This window comes from Myxococcus sp. CA039A, from assembly GCF_013336645.1.
GTDB classification, from domain to species: domain Bacteria; phylum Myxococcota; class Myxococcia; order Myxococcales; family Myxococcaceae; genus Myxococcus; species Myxococcus llanfairpwllgwyngyllgogerychwyrndrobwllllantysiliogogogochensis.
The window spans coordinates 1-13,383 of sequence record NZ_JABUMQ010000079.1; the positions used below are offsets into that span (position 1 = coordinate 1).

Annotated in this window: 13 protein-coding genes; 11 read left to right on the plus strand and 2 right to left on the minus strand. The window is 66.2% G+C overall.

The window, feature by feature from the left end:
- Window positions 1–1,974 (plus strand): spermidine synthase (locus tag HR086_RS15395; protein ID WP_174465995.1); only part of this gene is annotated, 1,974 nt, incomplete at its 5' end.
- A gap of 1 nt (window position 1,975) precedes the next feature.
- On the opposite strand, the gene HR086_RS15400 is transcribed toward HR086_RS15395, so the two are convergent.
- Together HR086_RS15400 and HR086_RS15405 are read right to left on the minus strand one after the other, a co-directional pair.
- Entirely contained in the window at window positions 1,976–2,746 is a 771-nt protein-coding gene (locus HR086_RS15400) for a YoaK family protein (protein ID WP_174465996.1), read from the minus strand.
- 97 nt (window positions 2,747–2,843) lie between these two features.
- A complete protein-coding gene (locus HR086_RS15405) occupies window positions 2,844–3,188 on the minus strand; it encodes a histidine triad nucleotide-binding protein (RefSeq protein ID WP_174454237.1) in 345 nt (114 codons plus the stop codon).
- Window positions 3,189–3,380: 192 nt separating this feature from the next.
- Between HR086_RS15405 and hprK the strand changes: the two genes are divergently transcribed.
- The 10 genes from hprK (at window position 3,381) to HR086_RS48530 (ending at window position 13,320) form a co-directional block, all read left to right on the plus strand.
- Window positions 3,381–4,346 carry an HPr(Ser) kinase/phosphatase gene (gene hprK, locus HR086_RS15410; RefSeq protein WP_141644414.1) on the plus strand — a complete coding sequence of 322 codons (966 nt, stop codon included), beginning with the start codon at window positions 3,381–3,383 and terminating at the stop codon, window positions 4,344–4,346.
- Entirely contained in the window at window positions 4,343–5,206 is an 864-nt protein-coding gene (gene rapZ, locus HR086_RS15415; RefSeq protein ID WP_141644415.1) for an RNase adapter RapZ, read from the plus strand. Before hprK ends, rapZ begins: the two co-directional genes overlap by 4 nt.
- A gap of 3 nt (window positions 5,207–5,209) precedes the next feature.
- A complete protein-coding gene (locus HR086_RS15420; RefSeq protein WP_141644416.1) occupies window positions 5,210–5,764 on the plus strand; it encodes a manganese efflux pump MntP family protein in 555 nt (184 codons plus the stop codon).
- Window positions 5,765–5,914: 150 nt separating this feature from the next.
- On the plus strand, window positions 5,915–7,438 hold the full coding sequence (locus HR086_RS15425) for an NAD(P)/FAD-dependent oxidoreductase (protein WP_174465997.1): 1,524 nt from the start codon (window positions 5,915–5,917) through the stop codon (window positions 7,436–7,438).
- 34 nt (window positions 7,439–7,472) lie between these two features.
- Window positions 7,473–8,318, plus strand: a complete 846-nt coding sequence (locus HR086_RS15430; RefSeq protein ID WP_174454240.1) for an SDR family oxidoreductase — start codon at window positions 7,473–7,475, stop codon at window positions 8,316–8,318.
- The gene (locus HR086_RS15435; RefSeq protein ID WP_174465998.1) at window positions 8,315–9,022 is read left to right on the plus strand and encodes a QsdR family transcriptional regulator; all 708 of its coding nucleotides are present in this window, start codon (window positions 8,315–8,317) and stop codon (window positions 9,020–9,022) included. The genes HR086_RS15430 and HR086_RS15435 overlap by 4 nt, the downstream gene beginning before the upstream one ends.
- A gap of 199 nt (window positions 9,023–9,221) precedes the next feature.
- Window positions 9,222–10,226, plus strand: coding sequence for a DUF2169 domain-containing protein (locus HR086_RS15440; RefSeq protein ID WP_174465999.1), 1,005 nt, complete (start codon window positions 9,222–9,224; stop codon window positions 10,224–10,226).
- 109 nt (window positions 10,227–10,335) lie between these two features.
- Complete coding sequence (locus tag HR086_RS15445; protein ID WP_373564306.1) at window positions 10,336–11,319, plus strand: hypothetical protein; 984 nt, start codon at window positions 10,336–10,338, stop codon at window positions 11,317–11,319.
- Window positions 11,307–12,575 (plus strand): DUF4150 domain-containing protein, encoded by a 1,269-nt coding sequence (locus tag HR086_RS15450; protein WP_174466000.1) that lies wholly within the window; start codon window positions 11,307–11,309, stop codon window positions 12,573–12,575. Before HR086_RS15445 ends, HR086_RS15450 begins: the two co-directional genes overlap by 13 nt.
- A 13-nt stretch (window positions 12,576–12,588) precedes the next feature.
- The gene (locus HR086_RS48530) at window positions 12,589–13,320 is read left to right on the plus strand and encodes a hypothetical protein (RefSeq protein ID WP_254626336.1); all 732 of its coding nucleotides are present in this window, start codon (window positions 12,589–12,591) and stop codon (window positions 13,318–13,320) included.
- The last annotated feature ends 63 nt before the right edge of the window (window positions 13,321–13,383 follow it).

Sequence of the window (13,383 nt, forward strand, 5' to 3'; positions counted from 1 at the left end):
CTGTATGCGCTGTCGAACGTGGGCTCGCTGCTGGCGCTGCTGGGCTACCCCTTCCTCGTGGAGCCGTGGGTGGGGCGAGCCACGCAGGCGTGGGGCTGGGGCGTGGGCTTCGTCCTCTTCGTGGGAGCCTGCGCGGTGTGCGCGCTGGATGTGTTGCGGCACGAGCGCGTGGTGGCGAGCACGGAAGCGACAGGTCCACGAGAGGCTTCCCTCGTGGAGGGCGCCACGGCCCGAGTGACAGCGGGCGAACTCGCATCGCAGGACGTCAGCGCCCGAGTCGGCGCGATGGCCACGCAGGATGCAGGCGCAGGTTCAGCGTCGGCGTCACGGTTTCAGACGGACGCGGAGGCGGCCCGGGAAGCCGCCTTCGAGGCGATGCGGCGAGAAGCACGAGGCGCCTCACTGGAGGCCGCGCCCGCCGACTCCGAGGCTCGACCCGGTGTGGGCCGGACGCTGGCGTGGCTCGGGCTGGCCACGTGCGCATCCGTGTTGTTGCTCGCGACGACGAACCAGCTCTCGCAGGACGTGGCGGCGGGTCCCTTCCTCTGGGTGCTGCCGTTGGCCGTCTACCTGCTCACCTTCATCATCGCCTTCTCGCGCGAGTCCTTCTATTCGCGCACCGTCTACTCGGTGCTGCTCATCGGCTCCGGAGCGATGGTGGCGCACGCGCACGCGGCGGGGGCCCACTTCCCGCTCACCCTCCAGCTCATCGCCTACGCCGCGTCGCTCTTCGCCGGTTGCATGGTGTGTCACGGCGAGCTGTACCGGCTGCGTCCGTCCCCGCGCCATTTGAGCGCCTTCTACCTGTGGGTGTCCGCCGGTGGCGTGCTCGGAGCGCTGTTCGTCAGCGGCGTGGCCACCGCCTTCTTCCGCGCGTACTGGGAGTACCCGCTGTCCTTGGGAGGCTGCTGCGCGGTGGCGCTCGCGGGCATGGTGCGCGGGCCGGCGGCAGAGACGTGGAGTCAGCGCGGCCGACGGGTGCTGCGCGGCGCGATGCTCGTCATGGTGACGGTGAACCTGTTCCTGTCGGTGAACCGGGAGCTGGACAAGGCGCTGTTCAGCGAGCGGAACTTCTTCGGCGTGGTGAGGGTGACGGAGCAGAACGAGGAGTCGCCGGACAAGCACCTCTACAGTCAGCGCCACGGCGCCATCACCCATGGCATGCAGTACGTCAAGCCCGAGCTGCGCTCGTGGCCCACGACCTACTACACGCGAGAGGCCGGTCTGGGACTGGCTGTCGCCGAGCAGCGTCGGCTGCGCGCGGCGGTGGGACTGCCTCCGGGTCTGCGCATGGGTGTGCTGGGGCTGGGCGTGGGGACGAGCGCGGCGCTGCTGGAGAAGGAGGACCGAGGGCGCTTCTATGAAATCAACCCGGTGGTCATCTCCCTGGCGCGAGGCGAAGGCGGCTTCTTCAGCTACCTGGGCGACTCGCCCGCGACGATTGAGGTGGTGGAGGGGGACGCGCGCATCTCCCTGGAGCGCGAGCTGGAGCGGGGCGAGCCCGGTGGGTTCGACGTGCTGGCGTTGGATGTCTTCTCCTCCGACTCCGTCCCCGTGCACCTGCTCACCGAGGAGGCCGTCGCCCTGTACAAGCGGCACCTGGCCCCGCACGGAGTCCTCGCGTTGCACATCAGCAACGTGCACCTGGACCTGGTGCCAGTGACGCTGTCGCACGCGCGCCGCCTGGGGATGTACGCGGCCTTCGTCTTCCACGACACGGAAGGAAGCGCGCTGCGCAGCAACTGGATGTTGCTCAGTCCAGACCGCGAGTTCTCCTGGGGCCCCACCTTCACCCGTGCCAAGGCGCGGGTGCGCCGCCTGGGGCTGCGTGACGAGCAGGACTTCGCCTGGACGGATGACCGCAGCAGCGTGCTGCGGGTGCTGCGCCAGATTGGCCCCGACGCGAACGTCGTGGATGTGGAGGCGCCCTCGGGCCCGCCGAAGGTGCCCATGGCGAAGCCCGCTTCGCCGTGACTCAGGCGCGCGAGGCCGAGTCCGGCTGTCGCCGCGCCGCCGGGCTCAAGTCCAGGCCAATGAGCAGGAGCAGCACCGCGCACGGCAACCCCAGTGCCGCGGGCCCATGGTGGACATAGAGCAGCGGCCCACTGGTGCACCCCAGCAGGAACGCGGCGCCCAGTCCCAAGTGCAGGCGCGTGCGCTCGAACTCGATGGCGGAGGGCAGGGCGCGCAGCCCGCGCAACACGCCGGCGACGCCCTGGCCGCGAGCCCCGTCCCGTACCCAGGCGAACATCCGCACCAACTGGATGCCAATGTCCGTGAGGATGCCGGTGACGTGTGTCGTGCGCACCACCGCGCCGGACACCCGGGTGACGAGCGCGTTCTGCAGCCCCATGGCGAAGGACAGGCCCCACATCAGCACGGGCGCGCGCGTCCCCGGCGAGGACGTGAGCGCCGTGCCGATGCCGGCCAACGCAACCACCTCCACCATCAGCGCGGCGACGTGCCGGCCTCGCGAGCGGTGTCGGGACGCATCCAGCAGCGCCGCCGCGCACACCGCGCCCAGCAGGAAGGACAGGAGCAACTGCGCGGCGAGCACCGCGAGGCGTGCTTCGCCCGTGGCAATCGACTCGCCCAGCGCCGCCATGTTCCCGGACATGTGAGACGTGTGCATGCCGAGCGCCACGAAGCCCGTCGCATTCACCGCGCCGGCGACCGCCGCGAGCAGGAGCGAGAGCACCGTATAGGCGCGGCGGTTGCTGGGAGAGGATTCCGTGGTGAAGGGCATGCGCGGCGCATCCCTGCGCTGTCGGGGAACGCTAGCACCCGCTCACCCGGCTCGCGTCCACTCCCGCGCCCTGGCGATCCGCGGCGCGCACGCCTGCTCAGCCTGGAGGCCAGAGCAGCGGTCGACCCGCCAGGAGGTGCAGATGGATGTGGAACACCGTCTGCCCGGCGTCGCGGTGGGTGTTCATCACCACCCGGTACCCGTTGCTGTCATGGCCCCGCTGCTTCGCCAGCTTGGCCGCCGCCACGAAGAGGTGGCCCACCGTGGCCTCGTCCTCCGCGGTGACGTCGTTCACCGTGGCGATGTGCTTGCGGGGGATGAACAGGACGTGCGTGGGCGCCTGGGGATTGATGTCCTCGAAGGCCAGGCAGGCGTCGTCCTGATAGACGACCTTGGCCGGGATGAGGCCGTCTCGAATCTTGCAGAAGAGGCAGTCGGACATGGCCGGGGGCTTAGCAACGCACGAGGCGGCGGGAAATGGCCTCGGCACTCATTGTTGAAGTCCCAAGCGATTCCCCCAGCGGGCGACCAGGGCTTCGCTCGGGTGGGTTATCGGGGGTAGAGGTAGGGGACGACATGCCAGGTGGGCACCTCGCCTCAAAAGGTCCCACCAGTGATATTCCAGGCCCCGACGATGAAATCCATCCGCATCTCCCAGCTCATCGAGGACCACGACTACGACTTGCGGCTCACGCTCATCGCGGGCGCGAGCGGGCTGACTCGGACGGTGGACTCGCCGCGCATCCAGAAGCCGGGGCTGGCGCTGGCGGGCTTCACCGAGCACCTCCACCCCCACCGGGTCCAGGTGTTCGGAAACACGGAGATTTCGTACCTGGCCACCCTGCCGGAGTCGCGGCAGCGCGAGGCGCTCTCCAAGCTCTTCGAGGAAGAGGACCTGGCGTGCGTCGTGGTGACGAAGGAGCTGGAGATTCCGCCCGTCCTGGTGACGGCGTGTGAGTCCGGCGGGCTGGCGCTGATGAAGACGCCGCTGCTCTCCAGCGAGTTCATCACCCGGGTGCAGTCCTTCCTGGAGGAAGCGCTCACCGAGTCCAGCAGCCTGCACGGCGTGCTGATGGACGTCTTCGGCGTGGGCATCCTGCTGCTCGGCAAGAGCGGCATCGGCAAGAGCGAGATTGCCCTGGACCTGGTGATGCGGGCCCACCGGCTGGTGGCGGACGACATCGTCGACGTCACCCGGCGCAAGGGGGCCGTCTACGGCGCGGGCAACCCGGTCATCAAGCACCACATGGAAATCCGGGGCCTGGGCATCATCAACATCAAGGACCTGTTCGGCGTGGCGGCGGTGCGCGAGCAGAAGAAAATCGAGCTCGTCATCGAGCTGCAGGAATGGGACCCCCATCAGGAGTACGACCGGCTGGGCGTGGAGGACAAACATCTCCAGATTGTGGGTGTGGACATCCCGCTGTCGGTGGTACCCGTGCGTCCAGGCCGTAACATGGCGACCATCATCGAGGTGGCCGCCCGCAACCAGTTGTTGAAGCTTCAGGGCCACCACTCGGCGAGGGAATTCGCCGAGCGGCTCAACCGAGCCATCGCCGAAGGGGCGATGCGCCGCACCCTGGGAGAAGAGGTCGAGTGACCGCGCCCGCGAAACAGTTGGTCGTCATCACCGGCATGTCCGGCTCCGGCAAGTCCACCGCCATCAGGGCGCTGGAGGATGCGGGGTTCTTCTGCATCGACAACCTGCCGGTGCTGCTGCTGCCCAAGCTCACGGAGCTCGCGGGCGGGGGCAACATCGAGCGGATGGCGCTGGTGATGGACGTGCGTGAAGGCGTGTTCCTCAAGGACGCGCCCCGGGTGCTGGACGAGGTCCGCCGCGCCGGTCACCACGTGGAGGTGCTCTTCCTCGACTCGAGCGACGACAGCCTCATCCGTCGCTTCAGCGAGACGCGCCGCCGCCATCCGCTGGCGCCCAACGGCACCGTGGCGGACGGCATCAAGGCGGAGCGCCAGGAGCTGCGTGACTTGCGCGAAATCGCCGACCAGGTCATCGACTCGTCGGTGCTGAACGTGCACGACTTGAAGCGCATGGTGCAGGCGCGCTTCAGCCCGGAGCCCGCCGCGGGGCCGAGCCTGTCGGTGATGTCGTTCGGTTACCGGTACGGGGTGCCGCCGCAGGCGGACCTGGTGCTGGACGTGCGCTTCCTGCCCAACCCGTACTTCGTCCCGGAGATGAAGGGGCTGACGGGCAAGGTGCCCAAGGTGGCCGCGTACGTGCTGGACCGCGAGGAGACGCAGCAGTTCCTCGAGAAGGTCGTGGACCTGTGCCGCTTCCTCTTCCCTCGCTACCAGAAGGAGGGGAAGGCGTACCTCACGGTGGCGCTGGGGTGCACGGGTGGCAAGCACCGCTCGGTGGCCATCGCAGCGGAGCTGACCCGACGGCTGGCCGACGAGAACACCCGCGTTCAGCTCTGGGACCGCGACATCGAGAAAGAGTAGTCCGTGGCCTCCGTGACCCTGCTTCTGCTCGCGCTCGGCGTGGCGATGGATGCCACCGCTGTCTCCAGTGGCATGGCCATCCGGGGGGCTCGGCCTCCGGATGTCCTCAAGCTGGCGCTGACCTTCGGCCTGTTCCAGTTCGGCATGTCCCTGGGCGGTGCGCTCGGGGGCAAGGCCATCCTCACGCACTTCGCGGCGGTGGACCATTGGATTGCCTTCGGGCTGCTCGCGCTCGTGGGCGGGCACATGATTTGGGAGGCGTTCTCCCATGACGAGGAGGAGCGCGCCGCCACCGGCATCCCCCTGCCCATGTTGCTGACGCTCGGCGTGGCCACCAGCATCGACGCGCTCGCCGTCGGCGTGACGCTGCCCGCGCTGGAGCTGGGCATCGTCCTCTCCACCGCCCTCATCGGGGTGATGACCTTCGTGCTGTCCATCGTTGGTGCCTGGGCCGGCAAGCGGCTGGGCGAGCGCTTCGGCACCCGCATCGAAATCCTCGGCGGTCTGGTGCTCATCGGCATCGGCCTCAAGACGCTCGTCGAGCACCTGACCGCGTAGGCCTCCCGGCGGTGGGCTCGAAGCCTCCGCCCGAGCCTGTCGTTCATGCGACACCCTGTCGGGGCACCTCATGCATGCGTCATCCTTGTGAAGTGACTCATGGCGCGCCATGCTGGGAGTCCGTAGCGCGGATTCCCACTGGAGGCCTGGATGTCCCTTCCCCCGACGCGGCACTTCCACGTGGCCATCGCGGGCAGTGGGTTCGGCGGCCTGGGGATGGCCATCCGGCTCAAGCAGGAGGGGCTGGAGGACTTCGTCCTCTTCGAGCGCGCGGACGACGTGGGCGGCGTCTGGCGGGACAATGCGTATCCGGGGTGCGCGTGCGATGTGCCGTCGCATCTGTATTCGTTCTCCTTCGCGCCGAATCCGCGCTGGTCCCGGGCGTACTCGCCCCAGCCGGAGATTCACGCGTACCTGCGCGACTGCGCGGAGCGCTTCGGCGTGCTCCCCCACGTGCGCTTCCGTCACGCCGTGGAGGACGCGCGGTGGGATGACGATGCGCGGCACTGGCGCCTCCAGACGTCGGAGGGGCTCTTCACCGCGGACGTCTTCATCCTCGCGGCGGGGGCGTTCGGCGAGCCGGTGCAGCCCGCGCTCCCGGGGCTGGAGCGCTTCCAGGGCAAGGTGATGCACTCGGCGCGGTGGGACCCTTCGCATGAGCTGATGGGCAGGAAGGTCGCCGTGGTGGGCACGGGCGCGTCCGCGATTCAATTCGTCCCGGCGATTCAACCGAAGGTCGAGCGGCTGGTCCTCTTCCAGCGCACGCCTCCCTGGATTCTGCCGCGCAATGACCACGCGATTGCCGGCTGGAAGCAGTGGCTGTACACGCGCGTTCCCGGAGCGCGGTGGCTGATGCGCGCGGGCCTCTACGCGGTGAAGGAGCTGTCCGCGCTGGCGTTCATGTATCCGTGGATCATCCGCTGGGCCCAGCGAGGGGCATGGCGGCACCTGAAGCAGTCCGTCCCGGACCCGGTGCTGCGCGCGAAGCTGCGACCCTCCTACACCATGGGTTGCAAGCGAGTGCTTGTGTCGGACGACTACCTGCCGGCGCTGACGCGGGAGAATGTCGAGGTCGTCACGGAGGGGCTCCAGGAGGTGCGCGAGCACTCCGTCGTCACGGCATCGGGCGTCGAGCATCCGGTGGACACGCTCATCTTCGGGACGGGCTTTCAGATAACGGAGCCGTCATTCGCCCGGCACATCCGGGGGCGCGATGGGCGCACGTTGGCGGAGGCGTGGGCGGGGAGCATGAAGGCGCACCTGGGGACGTCGGTGAGCGGGTTCCCCAACTTCTTCATGTTGCTGGGGCCGAACACGGGGCTGGGGCACACGTCCGTCATCCTGATGATTGAGAGTCAGCTGGCGCATGTGCTCAGCGCGCTGCGCTACCTGGAGGGCAGGGGGCTGGCGGCGGTGGAGCCGACGGTGGAGGCGCAGGAGGCGTTCGTCCAGGATGTCGACACGCGGATGGCGCGGACGGTGTGGATGCGGGGCGGGTGTGTGAGCTGGTACCTGGATGCGACGGGGCGCAACTCGACGCTGTGGCCGGGCTTCACGTTCGACTACAGGCGCCGCGTCGCCACCTTCGAGCCCTCGGAATATGTCGCCATCACCCGGCGTCGGCGCGCGTCCTTGAAAACCGGGGCGAGCCCCCGGAAGCAGGCGCACGGCTGACGCGGTGGCGGTGGACGCGGAACGGAGCCAACGGATGAAATCGGTGAAGGACAAGGTCGCGGCGATTACCGGAGCGGGCTCGGGCATTGGCCGGGCCACGGCGGTGTTGCTTGCGCGTCAGGGGTGTCACGTCGCGCTGTCGGACGTGAATGTGCAGGGACTCTCCGAGACGGAGACACAGTGCCGTGCGCACGGCGTCCGTGTCCGGGCGGACCGGGTGGATGTCGCGAAGCGCGAGCAGGTGCACGCGTGGGCGGATGACGTGGCGCGGGAGTTCGGCGCGGTCCACATCATCATCAACAACGCGGGCGTGGCGTTGGGCGCCACCATCGAGGACACCCGGTACGAGGACTTCGAGTGGCTGATGAACATCAACTTCTGGGGGGTGGTGTACGGCACCAAGGCGTTCCTGCCTCACCTGAAGGCAGTGGACGAGGGGCACATCGTCAACGTGTCGAGCGTGTTCGGGCTGATTGGGGTGCCGACGCAGGCGGCGTACAACTCGGCGAAGTTCGCGGTGAAGGGCTTCACGGAGGCGCTGCGGCAGGAGTTGGAGGTGGATCCGGGGACCATCGGTGTCACCTGTGTGCATCCTGGGGGCATCAAGACGAACATCGCGCGCAATGCGCGGGTGACGGTGCGTCGGGGGTGGACGGACGAGCGCTCGTCGAGTGACTTCGAGAAGGCCTTGGCCACCACGCCGGAGCGGGCGGCGGAGGACATCCTCACGGCGATTCGGAAGAACCGGCGGAGGCAGCTCATTGGCGGGGACGCGGTCCTCATCGACCTGTTCCAGCGATTGTTGCCGACCTTGTACCAGCGGGTGCTGGTGGCGGGGATGCGGCGGCGGCGGCGGAAGATGCTGAGCGCGGCGACATGAAACGGACGCGCGTGAAGGACTCGCGGCGCGCGACGAAGGAAGCGCCTTCGAGGACGCGTCGGCCGGCCTCGCGAGAGAAGGCGCGGGCGCGGGTGACGCCGCTCTCGCAGCGGCTGGAGGTGCCCTCGCGGGCGACGCCGCAGGACCTCTTCGCGCTGGCGATGCGGTGGTGGAACGAGGGGGAGCGCTTCGACATCGGCCGGATGGCGCAGGAGCTGGGCGTCAGTCGGGCGACGGTGTTCCGCTGGGCGGGGGCGCGGGAGCTGCTCTATGGGGAGGTGCTGTCCTTTCGGTTCGAGGCCGCGCTCACCGCCGCGAGGAGCGAGTTCCAGGGGGAGGGGACGGCGTACGTGGCGGACGTCACCCAGCGCCTCATCCACCTGATTGTGGAGGACGCGCCCCTGCGGCGCTTCATCCAGCAGGACTCCGAGTACGCGATGCGCGTGCTGATGTCGAAGAGCAGCCGGGTGGAGGAGCGCTGCGCGGCGAGCATCCGGAGAGCGCTGGAGGAGGGCGTGAGGGACAAGCACCTCCGACCGGCGATGGGGCTGGATGCGTTGTCGAACGTCATCGTGAGGGTGGGGCAGTTCTTCCTGTACCGGGACGCGCTCACGGGCGACCCGCCGGATGTGCAGGCCGCCATCACCGCGACGCTCATCCTCCTCACCGCGGAGGAGGGAGATGCGCGGTGGAACAGGCGGTGACGACGCAGCGCGAGGTGGGCGTCAGGCGGTGAGCGTCAAGGTGGCTGTCGCGTGAGAGAGCTCATCCAATCCTGACGACGGCAAGACACTCTTTGTCTGCGAAAATTGCATGGTTCTGGACAATGAGCGCGCTGGATACTGGGCGACCCTTGCCGATGCCTGAGATTGATTGCGTAGACTGGCGAATACGGCGAACCTTATGTGGGTCCTTTCGAATCGCACGCCTTTTGGCGCCGAACGTACCTGGATTCGAGACAAGGACGGCAATCACGTCTGGGTTGTTGCCGTCAAGGCAACCTTCGAGTTCGACGAGCGAGGTCGCCAGAGCCTATCCGCCGAACAGGGCCTCCCGCTGCATGAGCCTGTCTATCTGGGGGCTCCCGGCCAGTCCAGCCTCCAATATGAGGCCGAACTCGTTGCGCCCAAGCCGCATACCGATGTCGTCATTCATGCCTGTGCGCACGCGCCAGGCGGGCGGCCCGCTTCGAGGGTCGACGTTGCTGTTCGCATCCACGACGTGGACAAGATGCTGGTGGTCCACGGAGAACGTGTCTACCGGCGTGGCGTTCTGGGCGTGAGACCATCAACCGCAGAGCCCTTCGTGCGTCAGCGCATCCACTACGAATGGGCATGGGGAGGGTTCGATACCAACGACCCGGACCCTCGCAAGCACCGTGGGGATTCTCGCAACCCCGTGGGACGGGGTCTGGCCACTCGTGATGCTCATCTCGTAGGGCAGCCCGCCCATCGCATCGAGTACCTGCAAGGCAATCCCGCGGAGAATGGGCCTGCTGGCTTTGGTCCCATCGCCAGCCACTGGTCACCACGTATCGAACTGTTCGGCACTTTCGACGATGTCTGGTCGAAGACTCAACGCCCACTGCTGCCGCGCGACTTCGACGCCCGTTCGGCCCTCTGCGCACCTGTTGATCAGCGTTCGTCACGTCGTCTTGTGGGTGGAGAACGGATTGCGCTACACCAGCTCTCGCCACACGGCTCACTTGGATTGGTCCTACCTCGCCTACGCTTCGGGTTTGACACCCATTTTGGATCCATTCGGCAATTCCACGAGGCCACACTGGGTACAGTGCTCATCGAACCTGAGCTGAAGAAACTGAGTATGGTCTACCAGACGGGGCTCAAGGTTGGACCGCTCGAACTCGACCACCTCGACTTTACGGTGATTACCATGAGGCCCGACTGAGATGAGTGCGGCGCTACAAATTGTCGCGGCCGGAGCACGGACGCCCGTGGGGACGACCGCGGAGACCACTGCCGCCGCGATTCGAGCAGGTATCAGCCGAGTGCGACGCGTGCAGGTATCGGAACTGGGAAGCGGGACGGATTCATTTCTCGCGCAGGATGGCTTGCTCGACCGCCGGGAGTGGGGTGCAGCAGAGCGCATGGCTGCACTTGGAGTCGCGGCGCTGGCCGAAGTTCTTGAGAAACTGGCGCCAGCGGCGGCACAGTGGAATGTCGAGGTGCCTGTGCTCGTCGGATTCCCGGAAGAGCGCCCGGGTTGGGCGCCCCCCGACCTTCAGCGGGTGGTTGCCATGCTGAGTGCCGTCGACGCCGGTCGTCTTCGCCTGCGAGTCGAGCCTCGCCTCACAGGCCATGCGGCGGCACTGGAGAGCCTTCACCAGGCTGTTACGTGGGGCGGCCACGCTGGTCGGTGCCCCTTGATACTCGTGGGTGGGATCGACAGCTACCAGGACCTCGAAACGCTCGATTGGCTGCGTGAAAACAATCAGTGGCTGGAGGAGGGGTCTCGTACGGGGTTTGCTCCTGGAGAATCCGCTGCCTTCATCGCACTGATGCCTGAGTCCAACGCACGCAAGCTGGGCTTGGCGCCCGCCGCGAGTGTGCGCGCGACGGCTACGGCTCGTGAGACCCAGTTGATAAACACGCCCGCGCTCAACCTGGCGGACGGGCTGACTTCAGTCGTGCGCCAAGCCCTCAACCCACTCGACAAACCACGAGACGTGGTCGAGAACATCTACTGCGACATCAACGGCGAGCGGTATCGCACCGAGGAATGGGGCTTCGTGGCGCTGCGACTCGGGGCTTCATTTCGTGATGCCTCCGCCTACCATACTCCCGTGCGGAGTTGCGGCGAGGTGGGTGCGGCGACAGGCGCGTTGAACTTGCTGATGTGCGCGCAAGCATGGCGCCGAGAGTATTCACGTGGCCCTCGTACGTTGGTCTGGGGCAGCTCTGATGCCGGACTTCGGGCCGCTGCACTGCTTGAGGCGCCGAGTCCTGGGCATCGAGGAGAAATCCGAACATGGGCACCGTAGCCATCAATCCCCCGAAGACCCCTGTCACCCAGGGTAGCTCGGGAGTTGCAGCAGCCACGCTTCCTAATGTCTGCAAGATGCCTGGCCCGCCTGCTCCGTTTGTTCCCACTCCATTGCCAAATATCGGCAAGAGTGGCGACTCGCCCAAAGGCTACTCCAAGACGGTGACCATTGACGGACAGCCTGTCGCTGTCGCAGGAGCAAGCTTTGGCAGTCAGGGTGACATGGCCAGCAAGGGGACCGGTGGTGGCCTCATCTCCAGCAACACCCATGGTCCCACGAAGTTCTTGGGACCCGGTTCGATGAACGTTCAAATCGAAGGCAAGAACGTCCAGTTGTTGAGCGACCCCATGCTCAACAACTGTGGTCCCTCAGGCAGCCCTGCCAATGCCGCCACCATGACGGGGCTCATCCAGAATGCCAAGGTCGTTGCCGTCACCTATGGCGACGACAAGCCATGTGGGAGATGTGGCAAGACGCATCCGCTGGAGGCTGGCGCTGAGACGCTAGAGATGATTCGCGCGCTGACCAAAGCCGTGCGCAACGCTTTTGATGCGCAGAAGGAGAAGATTCGAGACTTGAACAATGCGAACATCGAACTCGCGCGGAAACGCAGAGCGCACATTCCACTGCGGCGATTGCAGAAGAAAGGGCTGCTGACAGATCCCCAGAAACAAGAACTGGCAGGCTTGACCGGCGAAATTCAAAGCCTCGAGGCCAAGGTGGGTGCTCTTGAGGCGTTCTTCGAAGTGAACGCCGTCCTTCGGATGGAGGTGGCATATGGCACCTTCTCCAAGGGCTACATGCTCGGCGTGATGATTTGTGTGTGCAAGCAAGGAGGGAAGCTTGCCGCCTGTTCGGGCAAGGCACCCCCGGCTTTTGCGAGAGCCGTGTCATCTGCGGGCTTCGTATGTGCAAGTCCTCTTCTCGGGGGCGCCGGTGATAACTCGGACCCATGGCAGTGTGCCGCCAAGCAAATCATGCAGAAGAATCAGGGTCACAAACCGCGTCAGCTCATTGAGAGATGGTTCTCTCCCATGGTGAAAGGCCTCAAGACGCTTGACGGGTCGAGTGTCGCCAAGATGGGGACCAAGATTGTCTTCGAGGCATTGGTCGAGGACCCCGTGACGAAGAGGGTCACCTTGGAGAAAGAGTACAGCAAGAAGGACGGCTTCAAGTCTGGCGAGAACGTGCCGTCGTGCGCGAAATGCCAGGAAGGGCTCCCTGCCTTGTACTGCGATACGAAGTGTCCTTGACGCGGAGGCAAGCATGAAGGCACTTGTCGAACTCATCGAAAAATATCGCCCCGGTTTCGCACGGGAGATTGAGCCCGCCGACGAGGTGGATATCGAGCTCCTGGAAGAACACGCAGGGGCATTGCCAGGGGCCTACCTGCGTTTCCTTCAGACCATGGGCTCCAGAATGGGCGGACTCGAACTTGCGGAGGCCGACCTCTCCATCGATGGGAAAATCCTGACCTACCAAACCCTGTCCTGGTTGCGGCATGGCCGCTGTCTCCTGGTGGCGGGGGACAATGGGCCGGCAGGCTGGGACTATTTCCTCGACCGTGCGAAGCCGCATGGCGGCGATGACTGCTTGCTCGTCCGCATGCCGCTCGAGAAGAACCTCTCTCCGGATACCGCTCACTTGGCGCACGTAGGTCTGGAGGAGTTTCTTTACTACGAAGCCTTCAAGGCCGTTCGCTTGTCGGCTTTGCCCTATCGAAGAGTCTTTACTTCACCTGACGCCCCTAACTCCGCTCCCCGATATCGCTCGGACCTTGTGTCGACCCTGGCCGACGAGCATGACTTCAAGCGCATCCCTCCTACCGAGCGCTGCGCGCTCTATGATCGCGATGACGCGTGTCTGCTCCTCTATCGGCACCCTGCGGCGCCGATGTTCTCATTGAGCCTGGGCTGCGAGGACCCGGTGAAAATGGAGCTGTTGGCCAGCGAGTTCGAGGCGCGAACCCAGCTGAAAGGCGTCATCGTGAAGGGGTGATATAGAACCACAGCTCGATTCGGAGGTGCTCGCCTCTTGCTGCCCGTGGGCTCGGCACAGGCC